Origin of the sequence: Microcella flavibacter, assembly GCF_012530535.1 — a bacterium.
In the GTDB taxonomy this organism is placed as follows: Bacteria; Actinomycetota; Actinomycetes; order Actinomycetales; family Microbacteriaceae; genus Microcella; species Microcella flavibacter.
The window spans coordinates 1,731,475-1,758,062 of record NZ_CP051299.1 but is presented as its reverse complement, the minus strand read 5'-3'; the positions used below and the strand labels follow the sequence as shown (position 1 = coordinate 1,758,062).

The window sequence follows — 26,588 nt, the reverse complement described above, 5'->3', positions numbered from 1 at the left end:
GAAAATACGCGGGGGCGCCCGGATATTCCCCGAATGCGTCCTCGCGTGACGGGCGGCGGCCCGGTGCTCGCATGAGCAGGCGGCACGGGTAGGGTTTCGAGCGTGGCCGAACCGCAGCAGATCCAGTTCCGCTCCGACGTGACCGTCGAGCTCGTCCGGGCCAGCGCCCACGACTCCGACGTGCTGTTCGCGGCCCGGGTGTCGACGCAGGGCGAGAAGACCCTCGACGCCGCCGCGGCGGGTGACGACGCCACGGCGCGCGACCGCGGGCTCATCAACTACCTCATGCGCGACCGCCACGGCTCGCCCTTCGAGCACAACTCGATGACCTTCTACGTGCAGGCGCCGATCTTCGTCTTCCGCGAGTTCATGCGGCATCGCATCGCCTCCTACAACGAGGAGTCGGGCCGCTACCGCGAGCTCAACCCCGTGTTCTACGTGCCCGGCCCCGAGCGCAACCTCGTGCAGGTGGGCAAGCCCGGCGCCTACGAGTTCCTGCCCGGCACCCCCGAGCAGACCGCCCTCGTCGACGCGGAGGTGCGCGGCGTCTGCGAGACGGCCTACGCCTCCTACCAGCGGATGCTCGACGCGGGCATCGCGCGCGAGGTGGCCCGCGCGGTCCTCCCCGTGACTATTTACAGCTCGATGTACGTCACGATGAACGCCCGCTCGCTCATGAACTTCCTCAGCCTGCGCACGAAGCGCGAGGGCACGACCTTCCCTTCCTTCCCGCAGCGCGAGATCGAGATGGTCGCCGAGAAGATGGAGCAGCACTTCGCCGAGCTGATGCCCCTCACCGCCGAGACCTTCGACGCGAACGGTCGCGTGGCGCCCTAGGCCCTCCCCGAGCGCTCGGCGCGGACGCCCTCCTCCGCTCGGCTCGCGGCACCCGCACGGCGCTGCCCCGCCCGCGCCGCGCCCTCTCCGTCCGTCGTGCCCGAGCGACTTGAGCGTGCCGCAGGAGTGGGCGCCGTGTCCGGCTGGCGCGGTCGATGCCGCGACACGCCGCCGGAGGGCCGCGGGCGCGCGCCGCAGCAGACGTTCACCGCGCACGCCGGACAACCGGCGACCGGGCCGCATGCGCTCGTCGCACCGAGTTGGTCCCGCGCGGGTCCTCCCCGCGCGTGCCCCGGACGGCGCGTCCACCGACGACGCCACGCCGGGCCTTCGGGACGCCCCACTGCCCGACGCTTCTCGGCATGATCGACATCGAGGGGCTGCTGCGGCCCGCAGGAGGAATCGCCCTGGTCGGTGACCTGGCCCTGAGTGCGAGCGAGCATCGCGCCCTCGTCCGAGCCGCCCAGCGGGATCTCGTCCTCCGGGTGCGCACCGGCGTGTACGCGCTGCCCGATCTCTCCGCTGATGTTCTGCACGCGGCTCGCGTCGGTGGACGCGTCGCCGGCATCTCCGCGCTCGAGCATCACGGGCTCTGGGTCCCGCCTCGTGCCGCGGCGGCGCTCCACATCGAAGTAGGGGAGTCGATGAGGATCCGCGACGCAGTGCACGACATGCCGGTCATCGTCCACTGGATGCCCGCCATCGCCCGCCCGCGTTTCTGCGTCGCACCGCTCGACGCAGCCCTCGCACGGGCTGCTGCCGATCTCCCTCGTCCGCACGCTGTCGCCGTCCTGGACTCGGCTCTCCGCCGCAGTCCGCTCACCCCGATCGACCTCCGCTTCCTCGCGCAGCACTGGCGTCCCCGCGCCCGGGCCGCGGCGGCGCTCGCCGACGGCCGCGCGGAGTCCGGGACGGAGAGCATCATGCGGGTCCTGCTCCTCGACGCGGGTATACGCGCCACCCCGCAGGTCCGCCTGCCCATTGGCGACCTCGCCCGCGCCGATCTCCTGGTCGGCGATCGCCTCGTCATCGAGTGCGACAGCGACGCGCATCATTCCGACCCCGCGAGCCGTCGGGCGGATCTCCTGCGGGATGCGCTGCTCATGTCGCTCGGCTTCATCGTGCTGCGGGTGGACTACCGGAGGGTGCTCCGCCATCCAGACCAGGTGGTCGCGGAGGTCGCTGCCATCGTCCAGCGGGGCGATCACCTGTCCGGCTGGCGCGGTCAATCGAGGGATGCACGGCGTGCCGCACCTCTACGGCGGCGAGTCGGTCAGTGAACCGCGCGAGCCGGACACTCGAACGCCGCCCATGCGAGGCGCGCCGACCGGGCGTCCTCGCGCACCCCCGCACGACCCCCGCCCCGCACCCCGCCCACCCGCCGCGCCCCCGCGCGCGGTAGCCTGAAGCACGTGTCCGCGACTCTGAACCCCTTCGGCCAGGTGCTGGTCGCGCTCGTGACCCCGATGACGGCCGACGGTGAGGTCGACTGGCCGGGCGTCGAGAAGCACATCGACCACCTCATCTCGAACGGCGCCGACGGCATCGTCGTCACCGGCACGACGGGCGAGACGAGCACGCTCACCGACGCGGAGAAGCTGCGGCTCGTCGAGGTCGGCAAGTCCGTGAGCGCGGGCCGGGCATCCATCATCACGGGCGGCGGCTCGAACGAGACGGCGCACGCGATCGAGCTGTACAAGGCGAGCGAGAAGGCCGGCGCCGACGGCGTCATGGTCGTCACGCCGTACTACAACAAGCCGACGCAGGCCGGGGTGCTGACGCACTTCCGCATGGTGGCCGACGCGACCGACCTGCCGGTGATCCTGTACGACATCCCCGGCCGGGCGGGCATCGAGATCCGCTACGAGACGATCCTGCGCGCCGCGAAGCACCCGAACATCCTCGCCGTGAAGGACGCCAAGGGCGATCTCAGCGAGGTCAGCCGGGTCATGAACCAGACCGATCTGCTGTACTTCGCCGGCGACGACGCGAACGCGCTGCCGACGCTCGCGATCGGCGGCACGGGCCTCATCGGCGTGACGGCGAACATCGCCCCCGCGCCGTACCGGACGATGGTGGACGCGGTGAACGCCAACGACCTCGCCACCGCGACGGCCGCCCACCGCGCCCTGGAGCCCCTCGTGCGCGCCATCATGACGCACGTGCCGGGCACCGTCGCCGCCAAGTACGTGCTGCACGGCCTCGGCCGGATCGACTCCCCGCGCGTGCGCCTGCCGCTCGTCGGCCCCGAGGACGCCGAGGCGGCGATCATCGAGGACGAGATGGCGCTCGTGCGCGACATCGACGGCGTCGACCTCTCCCGCTTCCGGCCCGACCGCAATGCGGCGGCCGGCGGTGCCCTGCCGAAGGTGGCCGGCACCACCCGCTAGACGATTACCGGGGCACGAGCCCCGACCATCCCGGCCGCACGGCGGCCGACCGACGAAGAACACGAGGAACCCCCGTATGCCCCATGCCATCGAAGACGCCCCTGCCCTCGCGCCCGGAGCGCTCCGCGTCATCCCGCTCGGCGGGCTCGGCGAGATCGGCCGCAACATGGCCGTCTTCGAGCTCGACGGCAAGCTGCTCATCGTCGACTGCGGCGTGCTCTTCCCCGAGGAGCACCAGCCCGGCGTCGACCTGATCCTGCCCGACTTCACGCCGATCAAGGACCGCCTCGACGACATCGTCGCCGTCGTGCTGACGCACGGGCACGAGGACCACATCGGCGCCGTGCCGTACCTGCTGCGCCTGCGCAGCGACATCCCCCTCATCGGGTCGACCCTGACGCTCGCGCTCATCGAGGCGAAGCTCAAGGAGCACCGCATCCAGCCGTACACGCTCGCGGTGAAGGAGGGGCAGACCGAGAAGCTCGGGCCCTTCGACCTCGAGTTCGTCGCGGTCAACCACTCCATCCCCGATGCGCTCGCCGTCGCGATCCACACGGTCGCCGGCACGGTGCTGCACACGGGCGACTTCAAGATGGATCAGCTGCCGCTCGACCGCCGCATCACCGACCTGCGCGCCTTCGCCCGGCTGGGCGAGCGCGGCGTCGACCTCTTCATGACCGACTCGACGAACGCCGACGTGCCGGGCTTCACCGCCCGCGAGCGCGACATCGGCCCCGTGCTCGAGAGCGTCATCGCCAAGGCGCCCCGCCGCGTCATCGTCGCGAGCTTCTCGAGCCACGTGCACCGCGTGCAGCAGGTCATCGACGCGGCCGCGGCGAACGGCCGCAAGGTCGCCTTCATGGGCCGCTCGATGGTGCGCAACATGACGATCGCCGCCGAGCTCGGGTACCTGACGGTGCCGGAGGGCATCCTCATCGACCACCGCAAGGCGAAGGATCTGCCGGACGACCGCATCGTCTACATGTCGACGGGGTCGCAGGGCGAGCCGATGGCCGTCCTCGCCCGAATGGCGAACATGGACCACCAGGTCGAGGTCGGCGAGGGCGACACCGTCATCCTCGCCTCGAGCCTCATCCCGGGCAACGAGAACGCCGTCTACCGCGTCATCAACGGCCTCATCGCCCTCGGTGCGAACGTCGTGCACAAGGGCAACGCGAAGGTGCACGTCTCGGGCCACGCCTCGGCCGGCGAGCTCGTCTACTGCTACAACATCGTGCGCCCGAAGAACGTCATGCCCGTGCACGGCGAGGCCCGCCACCTCTACGCGAACCAGCAGCTCGCGATCGAGACGGGCGTGCCCGAGCGCAACACGATCATCGCCGGCAACGGCACGGTCGTCGACCTGCAGGACGGCGTCGCGCGCATCGTCGGCCAGCTCGACCTTGGCGAGGTCTACGTCGACGGCTCCTCGGTGGGCACGATCACCGACGCCGACCTCAAGGACCGCCGTGTGCTCGCCGAGGAGGGATTCATCTCCATCTTCGTGGCGGTGGATGCTCAGACCGGCCGCCCCGTCGTCGGCCCCGAGATCCACGCCCGCGGGTTCGCCCCCGACGAGAGCATCTTCGACGAGGTCGTCCCGCAGGTCGTGAAGGCCCTGCGCGAGGCGGCGGAGAACGGCACGCGCGACGCGCACGGCTTCAGCCAGGTCGTACGCCGCACGGTCGGACGCTGGGTCAACACGAAGCACCGCCGCCGCCCGATGATCGTGCCGGTGGTCATCACCGCGTAGGCGCGGGCAGGAGCGCTGCCCACGCGGCGGCGCTCCCGCCGCGGATCGCTCGTGCGCGGGGGTGGGGGCGGGGTCTACGCTCCCCGCATGAGGACTCCCGCTCGGGTGCTGGTCGCCGTCTCGTTCGTGCCGCTGCTCATGCTCGCGGGATGCTCGCCCGAGCAGCCGGCGGCGACCCCGAGCCCGACCGCATCACCGAGCGACTCGTCCTCGCCGAGCGCGACCCCCAGCGCCTCGCCGAGCCCGGAGCCTCCCGCGCTGCCCGCGCTGGTCGATCTCGTCATCGGTCCGGGCTCTCTGGGCCCGCTGCGGGTCGGCGATGCCGTCCCGCCGGCGGCGGATGCCGCGATCATCGTGCGGGAGCCCGACTACTGCGCCGGGGGATCGGCGGGCATCCCGGCCGGGTCGCCCGACGCCGAGCGCTGGGTCGTGGCCGAGCCCTACCGCTTCTCGTACGGCGGGCTCGCCTTCGGCACGGGGGTCGAGCCCGACGGCACGATCGGCGCCCTCCAGGTCCTCGCGCCCTCGCCGATCCCGACCGCGGAGGGCGTCATCGCGGGCACGCCGCTCGCGCACCTGCAGTCTCTGTACCCGACGCTCTCCGCGCCCCTCGACGCCGTGCTGACGCGGCTGTACGTGCTCGACGGTCCCCACGGCATCCTCGTCTTCGAGGTCGCGTGGGAGGACCCGGCGAACCCCTCCGGCTACTGGAGCCCCGCCGAGCTCGACCGCGTCTTCGCCATGACGGCGCTGCCGACGGGGGCCGCGCCGTTCGCGGTCGCCGCGACCGACGGCGGTGTCGGGGGATGCCCGGTCTGACCCGCGCGCTCCAGGGCGCCGCTCGCCCGCCCGCGAGTGTCGATCCCGGCCGGCGTCGCCCCTCGCGGGTACCGTGGCCCCATGGCCTCGACCAGTCGCACCCCGGCGCGCCCGCGCGGCACCTCCGCGAGCGCCGGGCGCTCCGGCGCCGCGGCCAAGAAGCCCGCGAGCACCCGCACGGCGGCGACGAAGAAGCTGCCCGTCGCCCCCGAGCCCGGCCCCGGCATCCTGACGAAGGCCTGGCTGGGGCTCGCCCACGCGACCGGCGGCGCCTTCCGCGTGCTCGGCAAGGAGACCCTCGCGAAGGAGGAGCGCCGCGACGGCGTCCCCTTCCTCATCGTCGTGCTCGCGCTCATCGGTGCGGTCGTGGAGTGGTTCGCCGCCTCCGACCCGGTCGCCGTCGCGCTCGACGCGTACACCTTCGGCGGGCTCGTCGGCCGCGTCGCCTACGCGCTGCCGGTCATCATGATCGTGTTCGCCGCATGGCTGTTCCGCCATCCGGCGAGCGTGCACGACAACACCCGCATCGGCATCGGGCTGGGCCTGCTCATCGCGAGCGTCAGCGGCCTGTGCCACATCGCTCTGGGCGCGCCCCAGCCCACCGTCGACGGGGCGCTGGGCCTCGCGCAGGCCGGCGGCGTGCTCGGCTGGCTGCTCGGCGGCGTGCTGCTGCTCGCGACCGTCTGGGTCGCCGTGCCCGCGCTCGCCGTCATCGCGTTCCTGTCGGTGCTGATCATGACGAAGACGCCGCCGAACCGCATCGGCGCCCGCCTGCGCGAGCTGTACGCCTACCTGTTCGGCGCCGAGCTCGCCCCGCGCGAGCCGCGCACCGCCGACGAGAAGGGCGACGACGCCCCCATCGAGCTCGGCACCTTCAGCGACCTCGGGCTCGACCTGCAGGACGAGTCCTCGATGCCGTGGTGGCGCAAGGGCAAGCCCCGCGCCGAGGTGCCCGCCTTCGACACCCCCGTCGAGCGCGAGGCCGAGACGGGCGTCATCGATCGGGATGCCCGCGACCGGGTCACCGGCGACCTCGCGGCCGTGCTCGATCAGGCCGAGCAGGCCGTCGAGCGCTTCACCGGCGAGGCGCCCTCGCACCCCGGCGCCGTGCGCGACGACGCGGAGCCCGCCGTGCTGCCCGGATTCCCCACGACTGCGCGCGAGAAGGGCGAGGCGGGCGAGTTCGACGCGCCGCCGCCGATCGCGCGCACCGCCCCGCCGTACCGCCTGCCGAACCAGGCCGTGCTCGCGCCGGGCACGCCGCCGAAGTCGCGCAGCGCCGCGAACGACGCCGTCGTCGCCGCGATCACCGAGGTGCTGACGCAGTTCCAGGTGGATGCGCGGGTGACGGGCTTCAGCCGCGGTCCGAGCGTCACGCGCTACGAGGTCGAGCTCGGGCCCGGCGTGAAGGTCGAGCGGTTCACCGCGCTCACCAAGAACATCTCGTACGCCGTCGCGAGCAACGAGGTCAGCATCCTCTCGCCCATCCCCGGCAAGAGCGCGATCGGCGTCGAGATCCCCAACGTCGACCGCGAGGTCGTCTCCCTCGGCGACGTGCTGCGCTCGAGCGCGGCCGCGAAGGCGCTGCATCCCATGACGATCGGCGTCGGCAAGGACGTCGAGGGCGGCTTCGTCGTCGCCAACCTCGCCAAGATGCCCCACCTGCTCGTCGCGGGCTCCACCGGCTCGGGCAAGTCGAGCTTCATCAACTCCATGATCACGAGCCTGCTCATGCGGGCCAAGCCCGCCGAGGTGCGCATGGTGCTCATCGACCCCAAGCGGGTCGAGCTCGCCGCGTACCAGGGCGTGCCGCACCTCATCACCCCGATCATCACGAGCCCGAAGAAGGCGGCCGAGGCGCTGCAGTGGGTCGTGAAGGAGATGGACATGCGGTACGACGACCTCGCGTCGTTCGGATTCCGCCACATCGATGACTTCAACCGCGCCGTGCTGGCGGAGGAGATCGAGCTGCCCGAGGGCAGCAAGCGGCAGCTGCAGCCGTACCCGTACCTGCTCGTCGTCGTCGACGAGCTCGCCGACCTCATGATGGTCGCGCCCCGCGACGTCGAGGATTCGATCGTGCGCATCACGCAGCTGGCGCGCGCCTCGGGCATCCACCTCGTCCTCGCCACGCAGCGCCCGAGCGTCGACGTCGTCACGGGCCTCATCAAGGCGAACGTGCCGAGCCGTCTCGCTTTCGCCGTGTCGAGCATGACTGACAGCCGCGTCATCCTCGACCAGCCGGGCGCCGAGAAGCTCATCGGCCAGGGCGACGGGCTGTTCCTGCCGATGGGCGCGAGCAAGGCCGTGCGCGCCCAGGGCGCCTGGGTCACCGAGCCCGAGATCGCCGCGGTCGTCGAGCACGTCAAGAAGCAGGCCCGGCCCGAGTACCGGCAGGACGTCGCGGTCGAGGCCGAGAAGAAGCAGATCGACGCCGACATCGGCGACGACCTCGAGCTGCTGCTCGCCGCCGCCGAGCTCATCGTCAGCACGCAGTTCGGCTCGACCTCGATGCTGCAGCGCAAGCTGCGGGTCGGGTTCGCCAAGGCAGGGCGACTCATGGATCTGCTCGAGTCGCGCGAGATCGTCGGCCCCTCGGAGGGCTCGAAGGCGCGCGACGTGCTCGCGCTGCCCGACCAGCTGCCCGAAGTGCTCGCGCGCCTGCGCGGCTCCGACGCGGCATCCTCCGGCGGCGCGCCCGTGGGCGGGGGCGCCACCACCGCGGGGGCCGCGGCGCCGGCAGGGGCGGGCGACCGCTACTCGGACGACCCGGTCGACGACATGACCCGGGGCTATCCTGAGGTCGAGGCCGAGTCGTCCGACGAGGACGCCTGGGGGCTCACGGGGCGCGACTGACGTCCGCTCCGGCCGTCCGAGCAGGGCGGCCCGACCGCGTTCGACCACGCACCGCACGACACGACCCGGGGGAGGGCAGCATGGCCGATCAGCGCTCGTTCCCGATGCGGGGCCGCGTCATCCGCGCGGGCGAGTCGCCCGCGAGCACGGGCAACCTCGCCAACATCATCACCGTGGTGCGCATCCTGCTCGCCCCGGTCTTCATCCTCCTGCTCGTGCTCGACGCCGGCGCCGACGGCCCGTTCCGCATCGCCGCGGCGGTGCTCTTCGTCCTCGCGATCGCGACCGACAGCCTCGACGGCCACCTCGCGCGCAGCCGCAACCTCGTGACCGACCTCGGAATCCTGCTCGATCCGATCGCCGACAAGGTGCTCACGGGCAGCGCGCTCGTCATGCTCGCGGTGCTCGCCGAGCTGCCGTGGTGGGTCGTCGCCGTCATCCTCGTGCGCGAGTTCGGCATCACGCTGTTCCGCTTCGCGATGCTGCGCGATCGCGTCATCCCCGCCTCCCGCGGCGGCAAGCTCAAGACGGTCGTCCAGTCGGTCGCTATCGGCTTCGCGCTCGTGCCGCTCGCGCAGTGGTGGGGAGAGTGGGTGCACTGGCTCAATGGCGGGCTCATGACGGCCGCGGTCGTGCTGACGGTCGTCACAGGGCTCGACTACCTGTGGCAGGCGTGGCGCCAGAACCGCGTCGTCCGCTGAGCACGCGATGAGCATCCCCTCGTCGCCGTCCGATCGGGATGCCGCTGCCGACCTCATCGCCCGCCTGACCCGCGCGCACCGCACCCTCGCCGTCGCCGAGTCGCTCACGGGGGGAGCGCTGCTCGCCGCCCTCGTCGCCGTGCCCGGAGCCTCCGCCGTCCTCCGCGGCGGCGTCGTCGCCTACGACACCGCGCTCAAGCACTCGCTGCTCGGGGTCGACGCCGGCCTGCTCGCCGAGCACGGGCCGGTGCATCCCGAGGTCGCGGCCGCCATGGCGCGCGGGGTGCGCGCGGCCGCCGCCGTCGACGGAGCCCCCGCGGATCTGGGTCTGGCGACCACGGGCGTCGCAGGGCCCGAGCCGCAGGGCGCGGCGCCGGTGGGCCTGGTCTTCGTCGCCGTCGCCGATGCGGAGGGCGAGGCGGTGCGCGAGCTGCGGCTGCACGGCGACCGCGCGGCGATCCGCGCGCAGTCGGTCGAGGCGGCGCTCGCGCTGCTGGTCGAGCGGCTCGACGGCTCACGGGAATAGCCGTGGTGACGGTCGTGTTACAGACAGCTGACTGACACGGCTCCCACAGCCGCCGACGGTTACAGTTCAATCCAGTAGTCGTCGCACCACCCAGAAGGAGGCACCCATGATTCTCGTCCGACAGGAGATCGGTGACGTCCTTCGCGATGTGCGGCTGCAGAAGGGCCGCACCCTGCGACAGGTCGCCAGCCGCGCCAGCGTCGCCCTCGGCTACCTCAGCGAGGTCGAGCGCGGCCAGAAGGAGGCGTCGAGCGAGATCCTCGCCTCGGTGGCCGAGGCCCTCGACACCCCCATCTCGACCATCATGCGCGAGGTCGGCGATCGTCTCGCCGTGATCGAGGGCATCACCACCGTCCCCGACACGCTGCCCGACGACCTCGTCGCCGAGTTCGACGACCTCGCGGTCCGCTAGCGCGTCGCCCCGACCGTCCGGCCCCCGTCTGCTCCGGCAGGCGGGGGCCGCTCCGTTCCCGGCCGCTCCGCCGCGGTGAGGGGATGCCCGGCTCGGGCTTGCTAGCGTGGCCGCGTGACCCGCAGCGAGTTCTCCCGCGCCGTCGCCGACGAATTCGGCGAGGCCTACGGCCGCACCCTGGTGCGGGATCTCGTGCTCGACCCCCTCGGCCAGCGCACGGCCGACCAGGCGCTCGCCTCGGGCACCGCGCCCCGCGACGTGTGGTTCGCGCTCTGCGCGGCGATGGATGTCCCGCGCGAGCGCTGGCACGGCGCCGGGCGCCCCCAGCCGAAGCGCTGAGCCGCGCGGCGCGGGCCGCTGCGGGCGGCAGGGGCTGCGCATCCCGCGACACGCCGCCGCGCGATCCTTCGAACATTGTTCCGATGCGGGCATAGACTCCTCCCCAGCGGCACTCGAACACGATTAGTGCACGGAACCCGCGTGCGACCCCCGCGTGTCGGAGGTCCTGCGTACCGTCCTCCTCGTCGGCGAACGTCGTCACCGCCTTGTCGCAAGGTGCACCGCCCGGCTCCATCGGCGGGGTGCGGAGCGACAGCCGATAGGCAGCCCGTCACGATTCCAAGGAGACCGCAATGCCCTCACCTGCAGACCGCGAGAAGGCCCTCGAGACCGCCCTCGCTCAGATCGACCGTCAGTTCGGCAAGGGCAGCGTCATGCGCCTCGGCTCCGACGAGCGCGCCCCCGTCGAGGTGATCCCGACCGGCTCGATCGCGCTCGACGTCGCCCTCGGCATCGGCGGGCTCCCCAAGGGCCGCATCATCGAGATCTACGGCCCCGAGTCCTCCGGTAAGACCACGCTCACGCTGCACGCCATCGCGAACGTGCAGAAGGCCGGCGGCATCGCGGCCTTCATCGACGCCGAGCACGCGCTCGACCCCGACTACGCGCAGAAGCTCGGCGTCGACATCGACCAGCTCCTCGTCTCGCAGCCCGACACCGGCGAGCAGGCGCTCGAGATCGCCGACATGCTCGTGCGCTCGGGCTCCATCGACCTCGTCGTGATCGACTCGGTCGCGGCGCTCGTGCCCCGCGCCGAGATCGAGGGCGAGATGGGCGACTCGCACGTCGGCCTGCAGGCCCGCCTCATGTCGCAGGCGCTGCGCAAGCTGACCGGTGGCCTCAACCAGACCGGCACCTCGATGATCTTCATCAACCAGCTGCGCGAGAAGATCGGTGTGTTCTTCGGCAGCCCCGAGACGACCGCCGGCGGCAAGGCGCTGAAGTTCTACGCGTCGGTGCGCCTCGACATCCGTCGCATCGAGACCCTGAAAGAGGGCACGGAGGCTGTCGGTAACCGCACCCGCGTGAAGGTCGTCAAGAACAAGATGGCGCCGCCGTTCAAGCAGGCCGAGTTCGACATCATCTACGGCGTCGGCATCTCTCGTGAGGGCAGCCTCATCGACTTCGGCGTCGAGCAGGAGATCGTGCGCAAGTCGGGCGCCTGGTACACCTACGACGGCGACCAGCTCGGTCAGGGCAAGGAGAACGCCCGTCGGTACCTGCTCGAGAACCCGGCGACCGCGCAGGAGATCGAGAACAAGATCCTCGCCAAGCTCGGCATCGGCGCGGCCCCTGCCGCCGCTCCGGCCCCGGTCGAGTCGATCCAGCCGAAGATCGCCCAGCGCAAGGCCTCGGGCGCCTGATCGTGGTCGACGGCCGCGGCGATGACGTCGACGGCACCGCCTCCGGTGCCGCGTCGGGCGAGCGGGAGGGGATCGCTCCGGTGATCCCCCTCACCGCCCGGCGCGGCCGGGGCGGCGCCTCCGCGGCGGGCGGCTCGCTGAGCGCGCGCGCTGAGTCCGACGCGGAGGTCACCGCAGCCGACGTCGTCGTCCCCGCGATCGCCGACTCCCCGTCCGACTCCGGCGCGGTCGCCTTCCTCCCCGGGGTGCGCGAGGCCGACGAGCGGCGCGCCGAGAACGTCAGCATGCACGGTCTCGCCCGGCGCGGCATGTCCCGGGCCGAGGTGCTCGACCTCCTGCAGCGGCGCGAGATCGATCCGATCGTCGCCGAGGCCGAGATCGCCCGCCTCGAGGGGTCCGGGCTCATCGACGACGAGGCGCTCGCGCGCACGCTCGTCGAGCGGCTCACCGAGCGCAAGAAGCTCGGGCCGAGCGCCCTGCGCGCCGAGCTGCAGCGCCGCCGCCTCACCGCGGCGACGATCGAGATCGCGCTCGCCGAGCGCGAGGTCGACGACGAGGGCGCCCTGCTCGACGGTCTCGTCGACGACCGCCTGCGACGCATGGGCTCCCTCGACCGCGAGACCGCCGAGCGCCGCCTGCTCGCCTTCCTCGCCCGCAAGGGTCACGGCGGGGGCGCGGCGCGCGACTCCGTGCGGCGCGCTCTCGACGCGGCGGGGCTCGAATCCGCACCGCGCACGGGATTCGGTCAGCGCGGGGCGGGCGGCGGCTTCGGCCAGCGCGGGTCCGGCGGTTTCGGCCGCTCGGGCGGCGGCGGCAACGGCTTCGGTCGGCGGCCCTCGGCGGCGTCCTCGCGCCGTGACGACGGGCCTGCGAGCGGCCCTCGCGCCGTCGAGTTCGAGTAGCCCTCCGCCCCGCACGGCCCGCCGTACACTGGCAGGCATCATGAGCACCATGTTGCCCGCGCCCTCCGTCCGCTCGTCCGCCTCCGGGGGGACGGCGATCGCGCCGTCCCCGGCGGCGCGCACCGCGGAGGGCCGGCAGCGCACCTACGAGGTGCGCACCTACGGCTGCCAGATGAACGTGCACGACTCCGAGCGCCTCAGCGGATCCCTCGACGCGGCCGGCTACGTCAAGGCGGCGGGCGGGGAGATCGCCGACGTCGTCGTCATCAACACCTGCGCCGTGCGCGAGAACGCCGACAACAAGCTCTACGGCAACCTCGGACACCTCGCGAGCGTCAAGCGCAAGCGCGACGGCGACCTGCAGATCGCCGTCGGCGGCTGCCTCGCGCAGAAGGACACCACGACGATCCTCGAGAAGGCGCCCTGGGTCGACGTCGTCTTCGGCACCCACAACATGGGCTCGCTGCCGGCGCTCCTCGAGCGCGCCCGCCACAACGGCGTGGCGCAGCTCGAGATCCTCGAGTCGCTCGAGGTGTTCCCCTCGACGCTGCCGACCCGTCGCGAGTCGAGCTACAGCGGCTGGGTCAGCATCTCGGTGGGCTGCAACAACACCTGCACCTTCTGCATCGTGCCGAGCCTCCGCGGCAAGGAGAAGGATCGTCGGCCCGGCGAGATCCTCGCCGAGGTGCAGGCCCTCGTCGACGACGGCGCGATCGAGGTCACGCTCCTCGGCCAGAACGTCAACTCCTACGGCGTCGAGTTCGGCGACCGTCTCGCCTTCGGCAAGCTGCTGCGCGCCGCCGGCCGCATCGAGGGTCTCGAGCGCATCCGCTTCACGAGCCCGCACCCCGCCGCCTTCACCGACGACGTCATCGACGCGATGGCCGAGACGCCTGCCGTCATGCCGCAGCTGCACATGCCGCTGCAGTCCGGGTCCGACCGGGTGCTCAAGGCGATGCGGCGCTCCTACCGCTCCGACCGCTTCCTCGGCATCCTCGACCGCGTGCGGGCGCGCATCCCGAACGCCGCGATCAGCACGGACATCATCGTGGGCTTCCCCGGCGAGACGGAGGAGGACTTCGCCGAGACCCTGCGGGTCGTCGAACAGGCCCGGTTCGCGAGCGCCTTCACCTTCCAGTACTCGATCCGCGCCGGCACGCCCGCGGCGACGATGCCCGACCAGGTGCCGAAGGCCGTCGTGCAGGAGCGCTACGAGCGCCTCGTGGCCCTGCAGGACCGCATCAGTCTGGAGGAGAACCAGGCGCAGATCGGCCGCGAGGTCGAGGTGCTCGTCGGGGCGGGCGACGGCCGCAAGGACGCCGAGAACCACCGCCTCACGGGCCGGGCGGAGGACAGCCGCCTCGTGCACGTCGCCGTCCCCGAGAGCCTCGGCGCGCGTCCCCGCCCGGGCGACGTCGTGACCGCGACGATCACGAGCGCCGCGCCCTTCCACCTCCTGGCCGACGCCGGCGAGGCGCCCCGCATCCGTCGCACCCGCGCGGGCGATGCGTGGGACCGCGCGCAGGCCGAGAGTTGCGGCGCGCCCACGCCGGCCGCCACAGGCGATGCACCGCGCGTCTCGCTCGGCCTCCCGACGCTGCGGGTCGCCACCTCGCCAATCTACGACCCCGCCGACGGCCAGCGCGTTCCCTCGTGATCGTTGCGCTCGTCGGAGCGACCGGCACCGGCAAGAGCGCGCTGGGACTCGACCTCGCCGAGCGCTGGGCTGCCCGTGGCATCGCCGCCGAGATCGTCAACGCCGACGCGATGCAGCTCTACCGCGGCATGGACATCGGCACCGCCAAGCTGCCCGAGTGCGAGCGGCGCGGCGTTCCGCACCACCTCATCGACGTGCTCGACGTCGTCGAGGAGGCCTCGGCCGCGCGCTACCAGCGCGAGGCGCGCGCGATCATCGAGGGCATCCAGCAGCGCGGGGCGGTGCCGATCGTCGTCGGCGGCTCCGGCCTGTACGTCGCCGCGCTCCTCACCGACTTCCGATTCCCCGGCACGGATGCCCGCCTGCGCTCGCACTGGGAGGCCGAGCTCGACCGGCTCGGCGCCGACGCCCTGCACCGGGAGCTGGCGCAGCGCGACCCGCGCGCCGCCGAAGCCATCGACGCCCGGAACGGCCGCCGCGTCGTGCGCGCCCTCGAGGTCATCGACCTCACCGGAGAGCCCTTCAGCGCCGGCCTCGCGGCCCGCGACACCCCCTGGCGGCCCTACCGCCAGATCGCACTTCGCGTGCCGCGCGAGCAGCTCGTGCCGCGGCTGGACGCGCGCGTCGAGGGCATGTGGGAGGCGGGCATGGTCGCCGAGGTCGAGGCCCTGCGCGAGCACGGCCTCGAGCGCGGGATCACGGCCCGCCGCGCCATCGGCTACGCCCAGGCCCTCGCGCAGCTCGCGGGCGAGATGACCGAGGCGCAGGCGATCGCCGAGACAGCGGCGCTCACCCGCCGCTACGCGCGCCGGCAGGTCGGCTGGTTCGGCCGGGATGCGGCGACCGAGTGGGTCGACGCCCTCGACGAGCATCTCGGTGAGCGGGTCGACGCCCTCCTCGCGACCGACCCTCCGCGCATCCCCCGCCCGTAGGATCGAGCCATGGCGACGAGCATCCGCTTCACCAAGGGCCACGGCACCGGCAACGACTTCGTGCTCTACGCCGATCCGGAGGGCGAGCACGGCCTCGCGCGTGAGCAGCTCGCGGCCATCGCCGACCGGCACGTCGGCGTCGGCGGCGACGGGGTCATCCGCGCCGTCCGCTCCGACAGCCTCCCCGACGGCGCTGCCGCGCTCGCGGAGGATCCGCGCGCCGAGTGGTTCATGGACTACGTCAACAGCGACGGCAGCGTGAGCGAGATGTGCGGCAACGGGGTGCGCGTCTTCACCGAGTACCTCATCGCCGCCGGGCTCGTCGAGCTGCCCGTCGGCGCGAGCCTGCCCATCGGCACGCGCGCGGGCGTCCGCGACGTGCTGCGCACGCCCGAGGGCTACGCCGTCGACATGGGCCTCTGGCGCCTGCAGGGCGGCGAGCCGCTCGTCCGTGCCCGCGAGCTCCCCGTCGCCCGCCCCGGGCTCGGCATCTCGGTCGGCAATCCGCACGTCGTCGTCGCCGTCGCGAGCGACGAGGAGCTCGACGCGATCGACCTCGGGGCCGCCCCCCTGCTCGAGCCCGCGGCGCCCGAGGGCGCGAACGTCGAGTTCGTCGTGCCCGGCGATCCGCTCGTCGTCGACGGCGTCGGGCGCATCCGGATGCGCGTGCACGAGCGCGGCAGCGGCGAGACGCTCTCCTGCGGAACCGGCGCGGTCGCCGCCGCCATGGCCGTGCGCCACTGGGCGGGCGCGGGAGCGCCCGAGGAGTGGCGCGTCGAGGTGCCCGGGGGCGTGCTCGGCGTGCGCGTCGTCGCGGAGGAGGACGGCGAGCACGCGGTGCTCAGCGGCCCCGCCGTGCTCGTCTTCGAGGGCGAGCTGCAGGTCTGAGAGCATCCGCCCGCTTCGAGGGATGCCCGCCGCGGACCGCACGCCGACCGCGGCTCAGCGGATGACGTCGACCGGCCCGGTCGTCCCGCGACGATTGCGCACCCGCAGCACGCGGAAGCCCTTGTGCGTCGCCGCACGCCCCACCTGCAGCCCGGGGGAGTAGCGCCCCTCGAGCCAGCGCTGCAGCGAGTCCGAGCCGAGGTTGCGCGAGACGACGAGCCAGGCGTCGCTGCCCTCGTCGAGCCGCGGCAGCCAGCGGTCGAGCATGCCGTGCAGCTCGTCCTTGCCGACGCGGATCGGCGGGTTCGACCAGATCGTCGTGAAGCGCACGCCGTCGGGAACATCCTCCGGCCGCACGGCGTTGACGTTGGTGAGGCCGAGGGCCTCGGCGTTGCGGCGCGTGAGCTCGAGGGAGCGCTCGTTGACGTCGACCGCCCACACGGTCGCGCGGGGTGATTCGAGGGCGAGGCTCAGCGCGATCGGGCCCCATCCGCAGCCGAGGTCGAGAAGATCGCCTCCCGGGGCCGGCGGCGGCACGTGCGAGAGCAGCACCTGCGTGCCGATGTCGACGCCGCCCGGACTGAAGACCCCGCCCGCGGTGACGACCTCGCGCTGCTGACCGGCGAGGGTCACGGTGAGCGGCTTGAGCACCAGCTCGCCCCCCGGGGACGCGCTGAAGTAGTGCTCCTGGGGCATAGGCAGAATCTAGCGAATACCGAGAGAGTATGGTGAACGGGATGACCGACCGAAGCTCAGAGCACGACGCCGACGCCGCGCAGCACGACCCGACGCGGGGCGGTGCGGGGCAGGGTGGCACGAGCGGCGAGGACGCCGGGGCCGCCGCGGTCGCGCGAGTGCTCGCCACCGCCGATGTGCGCGCCCGCCGGCACGGTCTCGACGACTCCCGCGCGAGCGCGCTGCAGACCGACAACGCCTACCTCGACGACCGCGACAGCGACCAGTTCGACCGCGAGGATCGGGCTGCGCTGCGCCGCGTCCGCGGTCTCTCGACCGAGCTCGAGGACGTCACGGAAGTCGAGTACCGGCAGCTGCGGCTCGAGAACGTCGTGCTCATCGGCGTGCACCCGCAGGGCGGCGTCACCGATGCCGAGAACTCGCTGCGCGAGCTCGCGGCCCTCGCCGAGACCGCCGGCGCCGTCGTGCTCGACGGACTCCTCCAGCGCCGACCGCACCCCGATCCCTCCACCTACCTCGGCAAGGGCAAGGCGCAGGAGCTCGCGCTCATCGTCGCCGAGCTCGGCGCCGACACCGTCATCGCCGACACCGAGCTCGCGCCCAGCCAGCGGCGCGCCCTCGAGGACGTCGTCAAGGTCAAGGTCATCGACCGCACCGCGGTCATCCTCGACATCTTCAGCCAGCACGCGACGAGCCGCGAGGGCAAGGCCCAGGTCGAGCTCGCGCAGCTCGAGTACCTCCTGCCGCGCCTGCGCGGCTGGGGCGAGTCGATGTCGCGCCAGGCCGGCGGCCAGGTCGGCGGCGCCGGCGCCGGTATGGGCAGCCGCGGTCCGGGTGAGACCAAGATGGAGCTCGACCGCCGCCGCATCCACACCCGCATGGCGAAGCTGCGCCGCCAGATCAAGGGCTTCGCGCCCGCCCGGCAGGCCAAGCGCGCCAACCGCGACCGCTTCGCGGTGCCGAGCGTCGCGATCGCCGGCTACACCAACGCCGGCAAGTCGAGCCTGCTGAACCGCATCACGCGCGCGGGCGTGCTCGTCGAGAACGCGCTGTTCGCGACGCTCGACGCGACGGTGCGCAAGTCCTCCACGCCGGACGGCCGCCCGTACACGCTCGCCGACACCGTCGGCTTCGTGCGCAACCTGCCGCACCAGCTCGTCGAGGCCTTCCGCTCGACGCTGGAGGAGGTCGGCGAGTCCGACGTCATCGTGCACGTCGTCGACGGCGCCCACCCCGACCCGGCGGGTCAGATCGCGACCGTGCGCGACGTCATCGGCGAGGTCGGCGCGCGCGACATCCCCGAGATCATCGCCTTCAACAAGGCCGACCTCATCGACGACGACGCGCGTCTGCTGCTGCGCGGCCTCGAGCCGACCGCAGTCTTCGTCTCGGCGCGCACGGGCGAGGGCGTCGACGAGCTGCGCCAGCGCATCGCCGAGCTGCTGCCGAACCCCGACGTCGAGCTCGACGTGCTCATCCCGTTCGACCGGGGCGACCTCGTGGCGCTGCTGCACGAGCGCGGGCGCATCATCTCGACCGAGTACGAGGAGGCGGGCACCCGGGTGCGGGCGTTCGCGAACCCGCAGTTCGCGGCGCAGTACGCCGAGTTCGCCGTCGTCGGCGCCTGAGCGCGCCCGCCTGACGCCGGGCGACCGGCGGCCGCGCAAACGGCCCCCGTGCGCCCCGCATCGGCTCGAGCGGCTGCGGTGCGGGCGGTCGCGGCTCAGACCGAGCGCAGCACCGCGACGATCTTGCCGAGGATGGTGGCGTAGTCGCCCACGATCGGCTCGAACGCCGAGTTGCGCGGCAGCAGCCAGGTGTGGCCGTCGCGCTGGCGGAACACCTTGACGGTCGCCTCGTCGTCGAGCATGGCGGCGACGATCTCGCCGTTCTCGGCGGTGCTCTGCTGTCGCACGACGACCCAGTCCCCGTCGCAGATGGCGGCGTCGATCATCGAGTCGCCGACGACCTTGAGCATGAAGAGCTCGCCCTTGCCGACGAGCTGCCGCGGCAGCGGGAACACCTCCTCGACCTGCTGATCCGCCGTGATCGGGATGCCGGCGGCGATGCGTCCGACCAGCGGCACCATGGCGGCGTCGCCGACGGAGGGGCTGGTGGGGGAGTCCGGTGCCGAGGGCGCCTCGATGTCGATGAGCACCTCGAGCGCGCGCGGGCGATTCGGATCGCGCCGCAGGTACCCGCTGAGCTCGAGCTGCCCGAGCTGGTGGGAGACGCTCGAGAGGGAGGAGAGCCCCACGGCCTCGCCGATCTCGCGGAGGCTCGGCGGGTAGCCCCGCTGCGCAACGGAGGCCTGGATCACGCCGAGGATCGAGCGCTGCTTGTCGCTGAGGGTGGTCCGCCGCCGGGTGCCCGGGCCGGTGGGCTCGTACGCCGTGCGGTCCGCGCCGCTGCGCCCGCTCGCTCCGCTGTTCGACGCCATGGCCGCTCCATCCCATCCTCACGAATGTCGGTGGTCCCCGATGGACTGCCCGTGAGTCTTCGAAACTCTATCCAGTGCGGCGCCTCCGCTCAAACACCTGTTCGAGTGTGTCGCACCGCCCAGGGGGACGAGTTCCGAGTACGGGCTTGAATCCGTGACCGATCGAATGTATGTTCGGAACACAGGTTCGCACCGCTCTCTCCCGGCCGAGAGGCGGTGCAACCCCGGCGGCGTCCGTCGCCGGGGGCCTGTCACTACTTCCCCCGGGAGGACACCATGAGCACCGCAACCGTCACCACCATCCGTGCGATCGACATCCGTGCGATCGATCCGAGCAGCCCGGCGCCCCGCACCCCTGCGCGCCGTCCTGCCGCATCGCTCGCCGCCGCGCCTGCTCCCCGCACGCGGCTCCGGATCACCCCCCGCGGTCGTGCCGTGCTCTCCGTCCTCGTCGCGCTCCCGTTCATCGTCGCGATCCTCCTCGCGGTGCTGAACGGGGGCGTGGCCGCCGCCGACCAGGGCGGCAGCACCGTCACGGTCACGGTGTCCGCGGGGCAGACCCTCTGGTCGCTCGCCGAGGCGATCGCGCCGGAGGCGAACCCGGCCGACGTCGTCGCCGACATCGTCGCGGTCAACGCCCTCGACGGCGGTGCCGTGCAGGCCGGCCAGACGCTGGTCCTGCCCGCCGCCTACGTCGACTGAGCCGACCGGCCCCGACCACCGACCCGGCCGTCGCCCGCGCCGCCGGCCAGGCCCTCGTCCCTCCACCGGGCCCCCGGCCGGCCGCCTCTACGATGAGGCGGTGACCTCCCTCGCCGACCTCCCCATCCGCGACGACCTGCGGGGTCAGACGCCCTACGGCGCTCCGCAGAAGCCCGTGCGCATCGCCCTCAACGTCAACGAGAACACGCACCCCGTGCCGCCCGAGGTCATCGCGCACGTGACGAGCGCGATCGAGCGCGAGCTGCGCAGCATCAACCGCTACCCGGATCGCGAGTTCACCGCCCTGCGCGAGCACCTCGCGGACTACCTCGGCGCCGGCATCGGGCCCGAGCGGGTCTGGGCGGCGAACGGGTCCAACGAGGTCATCCAGCACATCCTGCAGGCCTTCGGCGGGCCCGGCCGCAGCGTGCTCGGCTTCCCGCCCACGTACTCGATGCACTCGATCATCGCCTCCGGCACGGGCACGCGGTGGATCGCCGCGGACCGCGACGACGACTTCCGCATCACGACGCGCACCGCCGTCGCCGCGATCGAGCGCCACGACCCCGACCTCGTCTTCCTCTGCGCCCCCAACAACCCGACGGGCACGCCGCTCGGGCTCGACGTCATCGAGGCGGTGCACGACGCGAGCCGCGGCATCGTCATGGTCGACGAGGCCTACGCCGAGTTCATGCCCGAGGGCGAGCCGAGCGCGCTGAGCCTGCTCGAGGGGCGGCCCCGGCTCGTCGTCTCCCGCACCATGAGCAAGGCCTTCGCCTTCGCCGGCGGCCGGCTCGGCTACCTCGCCGCCGACCCCGCGGTGATTGACGCGCTGCGGCTGGTGCGGCTGCCGTACCACCTGTCGGCGCTGACCCAGGCGGCGGCCGTGGCCGCCCTGCAGCACGCCCCGGCGATGCTCGCCACGGTGGGGGCGATCCGCGAGCAGCGCGACCGCCTCGTCGTCGAGCTCGCGCGGCTCGGCTACGACCCGCACGAGAGCTGGGCGAACTTCGTGCTGTTCGGGGGCGTCGACGATCCCCGGGGCGTGTTCGAGCACCTCCTCGAGCACGACATCCTCATCCGCGATCTTGCGATCCCGAACCATCTCCGGGTCACGGCGGGCACCGAGGCCGAGACCACGGAGTTCCTCGAGGTGCTCGGTAGGATGGGCCGGTGACCTCCCCGCGCACCGCCGAGCTCCGTCGCGAGACGAGCGAGTCCAGCATCCGCCTCTCCGTCGAGCTCGACGGCACGGGCCGCTCGTCGATCTCGACGACGGTGCCCTTCTTCGACCACATGCTCACGGCCCTCGCCAAGCACTCCCTCATCGACCTCGAGGTCGAGGCGCACGGCGACACGCAGATCGACGTGCACCACACGGTGGAGGACACCGGCATCGTGCTCGGCCAGGCCATCGCGAAGGCCCTCGGCGACAAGTCCGGCATCGCCCGCTTCGGCGACGCGCTCGTGCCGCTCGACGACGCGCTCGCGCAGGCCGTCGTCGACGTCTCGGGCCGCCCGTACCTCGTGCACTCCGGCGAGCCCGCCGGTTTCGAGTTCCACCTCATCGGCGGTCACTTCACCGGATCCATGGTGCGCCACGTCTTCGAGGCCATCACGATGCACGCCGGGCTCACGGTGCACCTCACGGTGCTCGCCGGCCGCGACCCGCACCACATCGCCGAGGCCGAGTTCAAGGCCTTCGCGCGCGCGCTGCGCCAGGCGGTGCAGCGCGACGACCGCGTCTCGGGCATCCCCTCGACCAAGGGCGCGCTCTGACCGTGAGCGCCCTCCCCACCGTCGTCGTGCTCGATTACGGCTCCGGCAACATCCACTCGGCCGCGAAGGCCGTCGAGGCCGCCGGCGCCCGCGTCGAGATCACGGCTGATCGCGGCCGCATCCGCGATGCCGATGGCCTTCTCGTCCCCGGTGTGGGCGCATTCGGCGCGGTCATGCAGCAGCTGCGCGCCGTGCGCGGCGACGAGCTCATCGACCGCCGGCTCGCGGGCGGTCGGCCGGTGCTCGGCATCTGCGTCGGCATGCAGATCATGTTCGACAGCGGCGACGAGCGCGGCGCCGTCACCGAGGGCCTGGGCGAGTGGCCCGGCGTCGTCGAGGAGCTGCACGCCCCCGTGCTGCCGCACATGGGGTGGAACACGGTGGATGCTCCCGCCGAGTCGCGCCTCTTCGCGGGCCTGCACGACGAGCGCTTCTACTTCGTCCACTCCTACGCCGCCCGCAGCTGGCAGCTCGAGGTCACGAACGCCGCGATCGCCGCCCCGCTCGTGACCTTCTCCGAGCACGGCGAGCGCTTCGTCGCGGCCGTCGAGAACGGACCGCTCTGGGCGACGCAGTTCCACCCCGAGAAGTCCGGCGACGCCGGTCTCCGCCTCCTGGGGAACTGGCTGAGCACTCTCTGAGCACGGCGGCCCCTCGAGAGAGGGGTACGCTTCTGTGCTCGTTGCGACTTCACCCGGAACCCCGTCGATACCCACGGAAAGACACCATGAGCGAGTTCACCAGAATCCCCGCGCTGACCCTGCTCCCGGCGGTCGACGTCGCGGGCGGCAAGGCCGTCCGCCTCACCCAGGGGGAGGCCGGCTCGGAGACGAGCTACGGCGACCCGGTGGACGCCGCCGAGGAGTGGGCGCGCGACGGCGCCGAGTGGATCCACCTGGTCGACCTCGACGCGGCCTTCGGCCGCGGCAACAACCGCAAGATCATCCAGAAGGTCGTGAAGGCGACGCCGCGCAACGTCAACATCGAGCTCTCGGGCGGCATCCGCGACGACGCGAGCCTCGAGGCCGCCCTCGCGACGGGCGCGAAGCGCATCAACCTCGGCACCGCCGCGCTCGAGAACCCCGAGTGGGCCGCCCACGTCATCGCCGAGTACGGCGAGGCGATCGCGGTCGGCCTCGACGTGCGCGGCACGACGCTCGCCGCGCGCGGCTGGACGGAGGAGGGCGGCGACCTCTGGCACGTGCTCGAGCGCCTCGAGGAGGCCGGCTGCGCCCGCTACGTCGTCACCGACGTGACGAAGGACGGCACGCTCAAGGGCCCGAACCTCGATCTGCTGCGCCAGGTCATGGAGCGCACGCACCGCCCGGTCATCGCCTCGGGCGGCGTCTCGAGCCTCGACGACATCGCCGCGCTGCGCGAGCTCGTGCCGCTCGGCCTCGAGGGCGCCATCGTCGGCAAGGCGCTCTACGCGGGGGCGTTCACGCTCCCCGAGGCGCTCGACGTCGCCGGCGACTGACCGTCGCCGTGCCGGCCGACGCGCACGACCACGACCACGCCCACGGTCCCGCGGCCGACTCCGCCGGTCAGCCCTGGGCGGGTCGCTCCTTCACCCCGAACCCGGCGGCAGGCGATGACGGCACCGCCCCGCCGGCGTTCCTCGCGGCGATGGCCGCCTTCCGCGCCGGCGAGGCGCCGCTGACCGCGGTGGTCGACGCGGTGCGCGAGAGCCGCTTCCTCATCCCGCTCGTCGCCGTGGCGGGGGAGGAGGGCCTGAACGATCAGGGCGTGCGCGTCGACAAGACGCAGGAGCTCTCGATCATCACCGTCTCCGGCCCGGACGGCCGCCCGATCCTGCCGGTCTTCTCCTCGGTCGCCGCGATGACGCGGTGGCGGGCGGATGCTCGCCCCGTGCCCGCCGACGCCCGCCGGGTCGCCCTCGCCGCCGCGAGCGAGCAGACCGACCGCGTGGTGATCGACGCGACGAGCGCCGACACCGAGGTCGTGCTCCCACGCCCGGCCGTGTGGGCGATCGCCCGCGGAGCGGAGTGGACCCCGGCGCTCGACGACGCCGAGGTGCTCGAGGCCATCGCCGGGCCCGCGGAGGAGCATCCCGAGATCATCGCCGTCGCCCCCGTCGCGGGGGATCCGACGGCGCGCGGCACCGGCGCCGAGGTCGTGGTGCGCCTCGCGGTGGCCGCCGGCACGAGCCCGGAGCGCCTGCGCGCGCTGCTCGCTGCGATCGGCGAGCGCTGGTCGCGGGATGCGATTGTGGCCGAACGGGTCGACTCGCTGTCGATCCAACCGGTGGTGATGCCGGCGGAGTAGCGCCCGTCGACCCGCTGCCGGCCGACCGTCGGCGGCCCGCGATCAGGTGACGGGGCCGGTGTACTTCTCGCCCGGGCCCTGGCCCGGAGCGTCGGGGAACGGCGAGGCCTCGCGGAATGCGAGCTGCACCGAGCGCAGACCGTCGCGCAGCACGCGGGCGTGGTGGTCGCCGAGCTCCGGGGCGGCCGCCGTGATGAGGCCGGCGAGCGAGACAATCAGCTTGCGGGCCTCGGCGAGGTCGATCTCGTCCTCGCCCGCCTCCGAGAGCCCGCATTTCACCGCGGCGGCGCTGAGCAGGTGCACCGCGACGGTGTTGATGATCTCGACTGCGGGCACGTCCGCGATGTCGCGGGCGGCGTCGTTCTCGCTCATGGAGCCTTCCGGGGGAGCTGGATTCGGGCGTGACTTCCCGGCACGCGACGGTACTGCTAGTGTTATGCGGGCTCCGGGGCCAGATCCCCGGTACGAAAGTGGAGATTCCTCCCACCCGCGCTTGACCGCCTCACTAGGTTACCGGGTAGATGCACCCCGCTCGTCGGCTCCGGCCGCACGATGCTGCGGGTGGAGCGGCGCCGTGCGCCGTTCGGATGAAGCACCCTCTTTCGCGCAGGCCGGGTCCCCCGGCGTGCGGCTGATCACCGTCATGAAAGAGGAGAAGCGCATCAGCGAACCGAGAACGAACGACCGAATCCGCGTCCCCGAGGTCCGACTCGTCGGCCCCGGAGGCGAGCAGGTCGGTGTCGTCAAGATCGAGGTGGCCCTGCGGCTCGCGCAGGAGGCCGACCTCGACCTCGTCGAGGTGGCCCCCAACTCGAAGCCGCCCGTGGTCAAGGTCATGGACTACGGCAAGTTCAAGTACGAGGCTGCGCAGAAGGCCAAGGAGGCCCGACGCAATCAGGCGAACACCATCCTCAAGGAGGTGCGCTTCCGCCTGAAGATCGACAAGCACGACTACGAGACCAAGCGCAAGCGCGCCGAGGGCTTCCTGCAGGCCGGTGACAAGGTCAAGGCCATGATCCTGTTCCGCGGCCGCGAGCAGTCGCGCCCCGAGATGGGCGTCCGCCTGCTGCAGCGCTTCGCGGAGGAGGTCTCCGAGTTCGGAGCCGTCGAGTCGACCCCGACGATCGACGGTCGCAACATGGTCATGATCATCGGCCCCCACAAGAACAAGGCCGACGCGAAGGCCGAGCAGAACGCGGCCCGCGCACAGGCCAAGGCGGCGCGCAAGGCGGATGACGCCGCTCCGAGCGCCGAGTCCGACGAGGACGCCGCGACCGAGACGGTGGCCGAGGCTCCCGCCGAGGTGCTGCCCGCCGAGTTCGTGAAGGCTCCCGCCGCCGCCCGCAAGGCGGCCCCGCCGGCCGCCGCGCCCGCGGCCGAGGCGACCGCCGACGCGCCGACGACCGAGGCCGCTCCGGCCGAGGAGAAGCCCGCCGCCGCGAAGCCGGCGACGAGCAAGCCGGCGTCGAGCAAGCCCGCGGCGAAGTCGACGCCGAAGCCGGCCGTCGGCAAGCCGCCGCTCAAGCCCACGCCGAAGAACGCCCCCACGCCGCGCACTCCCGCGGCTCCGAAGACCCCCGCCCCCTCGGCGGAGTAGAGACCTGGAACAAGGAAGAGGAACACCATGCCCAAGCAGAAGACCCACTCCGGTGCGAAGAAGCGCTTCAAGCTGACCGGCTCCGGCAAGGTCATGAAGCAGGGCGCCGGTATGCGCCACAACCTCGAGAAGAAGTCGAGCGAGCTCACTCGCCGACTGAACAAGGAGGTCGTGCTGGCCCCCGCCGACGCCAAGGTCATCAAGAAGCTCATCGGCAAGAAGTAACGCCGAGCCACCAGAACTGAAGGAATCCGAACATGGCTAGAGTCAAGCGGGCAGTCAACGCCCACAAGAAGCGTCGCGTCATCCTCGAGCGTGCAGAGGGCTACCGCGGTCAGCGGTCGCGCCTGTACCGCAAGGCCAAGGAGCAGGTCACCCACTCCCTCGTCTACTCGTACCGCGACCGTCGCGCGAAGAAGGGCGAGTTCCGTCGCCTCTGGATCCAGCGCATCAACGCCGCGTCGCGCCAGAACGGCCTGACCTACAACCGCCTCATCCAGGGTCTCGCCCTGGCCGGCGTCGAGGTCGACCGCCGCATGCTCGCCGACCTCGCCGTCAACGACGCCGCCGCGTTCAGCGCGATCGTCGCCGTCGCGAAGGCCGCTCTCCCCGCCGACACCTCGGCGCCGAAGACCGCCGCGTAGTCAGCAGCATCACCGCACGCCCGACGGCGCGCTCTCCCCGGGAGACCGGGGGAGCGCGCCGTCCGCGT

Annotated in this window: 28 protein-coding genes; 25 read left to right on the top strand and 3 right to left on the bottom strand. The window is 72.6% G+C overall.

Annotated features, from left to right (window positions below; translation table 11 throughout):
• Nucleotides 1-102 precede the first annotated feature (102 nt).
• From thyX to dapF, 15 genes are all read left to right on the top strand, one after another.
• The gene (gene thyX / locus HGB54_RS08350) at nt 103-837 is read left to right on the top strand and encodes an FAD-dependent thymidylate synthase (RefSeq protein ID WP_168916029.1); all 735 of its coding nucleotides are present in this window, start codon (nt 103-105) and stop codon (nt 835-837) included.
• A gap of 362 nt (nt 838-1,199) precedes the next feature.
• A complete protein-coding gene (locus HGB54_RS08345) occupies nt 1,200-2,117 on the top strand; it encodes a DUF559 domain-containing protein (protein WP_168916028.1) in 918 nt (305 codons plus the stop codon).
• Nucleotides 2,118-2,249: 132 nt separating this feature from the next.
• Nucleotides 2,250-3,227, top strand: coding sequence for a 4-hydroxy-tetrahydrodipicolinate synthase (gene dapA, locus HGB54_RS08340; RefSeq protein ID WP_168916027.1), 978 nt, complete (start codon nt 2,250-2,252; stop codon nt 3,225-3,227).
• A gap of 76 nt (nt 3,228-3,303) precedes the next feature.
• Nucleotides 3,304-4,980: a ribonuclease J gene (locus HGB54_RS08335; protein ID WP_168916026.1), complete on the top strand. Its 1,677-nt coding sequence runs from the start codon at nt 3,304-3,306 to the stop codon at nt 4,978-4,980.
• Nucleotides 4,981-5,067: 87 nt separating this feature from the next.
• A complete protein-coding gene (locus HGB54_RS08330) occupies nt 5,068-5,799 on the top strand; it encodes a hypothetical protein (protein ID WP_168916025.1) in 732 nt (243 codons plus the stop codon).
• 81 nt (nt 5,800-5,880) lie between these two features.
• On the top strand, nt 5,881-8,655 hold the full coding sequence (locus tag HGB54_RS08325) for an FtsK/SpoIIIE family DNA translocase (protein ID WP_168916024.1): 2,775 nt from the start codon (nt 5,881-5,883) through the stop codon (nt 8,653-8,655).
• A gap of 80 nt (nt 8,656-8,735) precedes the next feature.
• Nucleotides 8,736-9,356, top strand: a complete 621-nt coding sequence (gene pgsA, locus HGB54_RS08320) for a CDP-diacylglycerol--glycerol-3-phosphate 3-phosphatidyltransferase (protein WP_168916023.1) — start codon at nt 8,736-8,738, stop codon at nt 9,354-9,356.
• 7 nt (nt 9,357-9,363) lie between these two features.
• Nucleotides 9,364-9,882, top strand: a complete 519-nt coding sequence (locus tag HGB54_RS08315) for a CinA family protein (RefSeq protein WP_168916022.1) — start codon at nt 9,364-9,366, stop codon at nt 9,880-9,882.
• A gap of 106 nt (nt 9,883-9,988) precedes the next feature.
• Nucleotides 9,989-10,294, top strand: a complete 306-nt coding sequence (locus tag HGB54_RS08310; protein WP_168916021.1) for a helix-turn-helix domain-containing protein — start codon at nt 9,989-9,991, stop codon at nt 10,292-10,294.
• Between the two features lie 114 nt (nt 10,295-10,408).
• A complete protein-coding gene (locus tag HGB54_RS08305) occupies nt 10,409-10,633 on the top strand; it encodes a DUF3046 domain-containing protein (protein WP_168916020.1) in 225 nt (74 codons plus the stop codon).
• 293 nt (nt 10,634-10,926) lie between these two features.
• The gene (gene recA / locus HGB54_RS08300; RefSeq protein WP_168916019.1) at nt 10,927-11,997 is read left to right on the top strand and encodes a recombinase RecA; all 1,071 of its coding nucleotides are present in this window, start codon (nt 10,927-10,929) and stop codon (nt 11,995-11,997) included.
• A gap of 2 nt (nt 11,998-11,999) precedes the next feature.
• On the top strand, nt 12,000-12,899 hold the full coding sequence (locus HGB54_RS08295; protein WP_168916018.1) for a regulatory protein RecX: 900 nt from the start codon (nt 12,000-12,002) through the stop codon (nt 12,897-12,899).
• A gap of 40 nt (nt 12,900-12,939) precedes the next feature.
• Nucleotides 12,940-14,556, top strand: coding sequence for a tRNA (N6-isopentenyl adenosine(37)-C2)-methylthiotransferase MiaB (gene miaB / locus HGB54_RS08290; RefSeq protein ID WP_168916017.1), 1,617 nt, complete (start codon nt 12,940-12,942; stop codon nt 14,554-14,556).
• Nucleotides 14,553-15,488 carry a tRNA (adenosine(37)-N6)-dimethylallyltransferase MiaA gene (gene miaA, locus HGB54_RS08285; RefSeq protein ID WP_168916016.1) on the top strand — a complete coding sequence of 312 codons (936 nt, stop codon included), beginning with the start codon at nt 14,553-14,555 and terminating at the stop codon, nt 15,486-15,488. The genes miaB and miaA overlap by 4 nt, the downstream gene beginning before the upstream one ends.
• A 9-nt stretch (nt 15,489-15,497) precedes the next feature.
• On the top strand, nt 15,498-16,376 hold the full coding sequence (dapF, locus tag HGB54_RS08280; RefSeq protein WP_168916015.1) for a diaminopimelate epimerase: 879 nt from the start codon (nt 15,498-15,500) through the stop codon (nt 16,374-16,376).
• A gap of 54 nt (nt 16,377-16,430) precedes the next feature.
• Here dapF and HGB54_RS08275 read toward each other — a convergent pair whose 3' ends face one another.
• Nucleotides 16,431-17,072 (bottom strand): class I SAM-dependent methyltransferase, encoded by a 642-nt coding sequence (locus HGB54_RS08275; RefSeq protein WP_168916014.1) that lies wholly within the window; start codon nt 17,070-17,072, stop codon nt 16,431-16,433.
• A gap of 41 nt (nt 17,073-17,113) precedes the next feature.
• On the opposite strand from HGB54_RS08275, the gene hflX reads away from it, so the two are divergent.
• Nucleotides 17,114-18,700: a GTPase HflX gene (gene hflX / locus HGB54_RS08270; RefSeq protein WP_228545753.1), complete on the top strand. Its 1,587-nt coding sequence runs from the start codon at nt 17,114-17,116 to the stop codon at nt 18,698-18,700.
• A gap of 95 nt (nt 18,701-18,795) precedes the next feature.
• Here hflX and lexA read toward each other — a convergent pair whose 3' ends face one another.
• Complete coding sequence (gene lexA, locus HGB54_RS08265; protein ID WP_168916013.1) at nt 18,796-19,512, bottom strand: transcriptional repressor LexA; 717 nt, start codon at nt 19,510-19,512, stop codon at nt 18,796-18,798.
• A 276-nt stretch (nt 19,513-19,788) separates the two neighbouring features.
• Here lexA and HGB54_RS08260 point away from each other — a divergent pair, with 276 nt between their 5' ends.
• The 6 genes from HGB54_RS08260 to HGB54_RS08235 all read left to right on the top strand — a co-directional run bounded on the left by HGB54_RS08260 (nt 19,789) and on the right by HGB54_RS08235 (nt 24,279).
• Nucleotides 19,789-20,214: a LysM peptidoglycan-binding domain-containing protein gene (locus HGB54_RS08260; RefSeq protein ID WP_168916012.1), complete on the top strand. Its 426-nt coding sequence runs from the start codon at nt 19,789-19,791 to the stop codon at nt 20,212-20,214.
• Nucleotides 20,215-20,314: 100 nt separating this feature from the next.
• A complete protein-coding gene (locus HGB54_RS08255; protein WP_168916011.1) occupies nt 20,315-21,391 on the top strand; it encodes a histidinol-phosphate transaminase in 1,077 nt (358 codons plus the stop codon).
• Complete coding sequence (gene hisB, locus HGB54_RS08250; RefSeq protein WP_168916010.1) at nt 21,388-21,993, top strand: imidazoleglycerol-phosphate dehydratase HisB; 606 nt, start codon at nt 21,388-21,390, stop codon at nt 21,991-21,993. The genes HGB54_RS08255 and hisB overlap by 4 nt, the downstream gene beginning before the upstream one ends.
• A 2-nt stretch (nt 21,994-21,995) precedes the next feature.
• Entirely contained in the window at nt 21,996-22,634 is a 639-nt protein-coding gene (gene hisH, locus HGB54_RS08245) for an imidazole glycerol phosphate synthase subunit HisH (protein WP_168916009.1), read from the top strand.
• A gap of 86 nt (nt 22,635-22,720) precedes the next feature.
• Nucleotides 22,721-23,470: a bifunctional 1-(5-phosphoribosyl)-5-((5-phosphoribosylamino)methylideneamino)imidazole-4-carboxamide isomerase/phosphoribosylanthranilate isomerase PriA gene (priA, locus tag HGB54_RS08240; protein ID WP_168916008.1), complete on the top strand. Its 750-nt coding sequence runs from the start codon at nt 22,721-22,723 to the stop codon at nt 23,468-23,470.
• 8 nt (nt 23,471-23,478) lie between these two features.
• Nucleotides 23,479-24,279 (top strand): SseB family protein, encoded by an 801-nt coding sequence (locus HGB54_RS08235; protein ID WP_168916007.1) that lies wholly within the window; start codon nt 23,479-23,481, stop codon nt 24,277-24,279.
• 42 nt (nt 24,280-24,321) lie between these two features.
• On the opposite strand, the gene HGB54_RS08230 is transcribed toward HGB54_RS08235, so the two are convergent.
• A complete protein-coding gene (locus tag HGB54_RS08230; RefSeq protein ID WP_168916006.1) occupies nt 24,322-24,651 on the bottom strand; it encodes a DUF1844 domain-containing protein in 330 nt (109 codons plus the stop codon).
• A gap of 253 nt (nt 24,652-24,904) precedes the next feature.
• On the opposite strand from HGB54_RS08230, the gene infC reads away from it, so the two are divergent.
• The 3 genes from infC to rplT are packed head-to-tail and all read left to right on the top strand — an operon-like array spanning nt 24,905 to nt 26,520.
• Complete coding sequence (gene infC / locus HGB54_RS08225; RefSeq protein ID WP_228545752.1) at nt 24,905-25,876, top strand: translation initiation factor IF-3; 972 nt, start codon at nt 24,905-24,907, stop codon at nt 25,874-25,876.
• Between the two features lie 27 nt (nt 25,877-25,903).
• Nucleotides 25,904-26,101: a 50S ribosomal protein L35 gene (gene rpmI / locus HGB54_RS08220; RefSeq protein ID WP_168916005.1), complete on the top strand. Its 198-nt coding sequence runs from the start codon at nt 25,904-25,906 to the stop codon at nt 26,099-26,101.
• A 32-nt stretch (nt 26,102-26,133) separates the two neighbouring features.
• A complete protein-coding gene (gene rplT, locus HGB54_RS08215; RefSeq protein WP_168916004.1) occupies nt 26,134-26,520 on the top strand; it encodes a 50S ribosomal protein L20 in 387 nt (128 codons plus the stop codon).
• The last annotated feature ends 68 nt before the right edge of the window (nt 26,521-26,588 follow it).

What these genes read in the sequence shown, in the direction of transcription:
- HGB54_RS08345 (WP_168916028.1), top strand. Translation starts at nt 1,200, where the DNA reads ATGATCGACATCGAGGGGCTGCTGCGGCCCGCAGGAGGAATCGCCCTG.
- HGB54_RS08335 (WP_168916026.1), top strand. Translation starts at nt 3,304, where the DNA reads ATGCCCCATGCCATCGAAGACGCCCCTGCCCTCGCGCCCGGAGCGCTC.
- HGB54_RS08330 (WP_168916025.1), top strand. Translation starts at nt 5,068, where the DNA reads ATGAGGACTCCCGCTCGGGTGCTGGTCGCCGTCTCGTTCGTGCCGCTG.
- HGB54_RS08325 (WP_168916024.1), top strand. Translation starts at nt 5,881, where the DNA reads ATGGCCTCGACCAGTCGCACCCCGGCGCGCCCGCGCGGCACCTCCGCG.
- pgsA (WP_168916023.1), top strand. Translation starts at nt 8,736, where the DNA reads ATGGCCGATCAGCGCTCGTTCCCGATGCGGGGCCGCGTCATCCGCGCG.
- HGB54_RS08315 (WP_168916022.1), top strand. Translation starts at nt 9,364, where the DNA reads ATGAGCATCCCCTCGTCGCCGTCCGATCGGGATGCCGCTGCCGACCTC.
- HGB54_RS08310 (WP_168916021.1), top strand. Translation starts at nt 9,989, where the DNA reads ATGATTCTCGTCCGACAGGAGATCGGTGACGTCCTTCGCGATGTGCGG.
- recA (WP_168916019.1), top strand. Translation starts at nt 10,927, where the DNA reads ATGCCCTCACCTGCAGACCGCGAGAAGGCCCTCGAGACCGCCCTCGCT.
- miaB (WP_168916017.1), top strand. Translation starts at nt 12,940, where the DNA reads ATGAGCACCATGTTGCCCGCGCCCTCCGTCCGCTCGTCCGCCTCCGGG.
- dapF (WP_168916015.1), top strand. Translation starts at nt 15,498, where the DNA reads ATGGCGACGAGCATCCGCTTCACCAAGGGCCACGGCACCGGCAACGAC.
- HGB54_RS08275 (WP_168916014.1), bottom strand. Translation starts at nt 17,072, where the DNA reads ATGCCCCAGGAGCACTACTTCAGCGCGTCCCCGGGGGGCGAGCTGGTG.
- hflX (WP_228545753.1), top strand. Translation starts at nt 17,114, where the DNA reads ATGACCGACCGAAGCTCAGAGCACGACGCCGACGCCGCGCAGCACGAC.
- lexA (WP_168916013.1), bottom strand. Translation starts at nt 19,512, where the DNA reads ATGGCGTCGAACAGCGGAGCGAGCGGGCGCAGCGGCGCGGACCGCACG.
- HGB54_RS08260 (WP_168916012.1), top strand. Translation starts at nt 19,789, where the DNA reads ATGAGCACCGCAACCGTCACCACCATCCGTGCGATCGACATCCGTGCG.
- priA (WP_168916008.1), top strand. Translation starts at nt 22,721, where the DNA reads ATGAGCGAGTTCACCAGAATCCCCGCGCTGACCCTGCTCCCGGCGGTC.
- HGB54_RS08230 (WP_168916006.1), bottom strand. Translation starts at nt 24,651, where the DNA reads ATGAGCGAGAACGACGCCGCCCGCGACATCGCGGACGTGCCCGCAGTC.
- rpmI (WP_168916005.1), top strand. Translation starts at nt 25,904, where the DNA reads ATGCCCAAGCAGAAGACCCACTCCGGTGCGAAGAAGCGCTTCAAGCTG.
- rplT (WP_168916004.1), top strand. Translation starts at nt 26,134, where the DNA reads ATGGCTAGAGTCAAGCGGGCAGTCAACGCCCACAAGAAGCGTCGCGTC.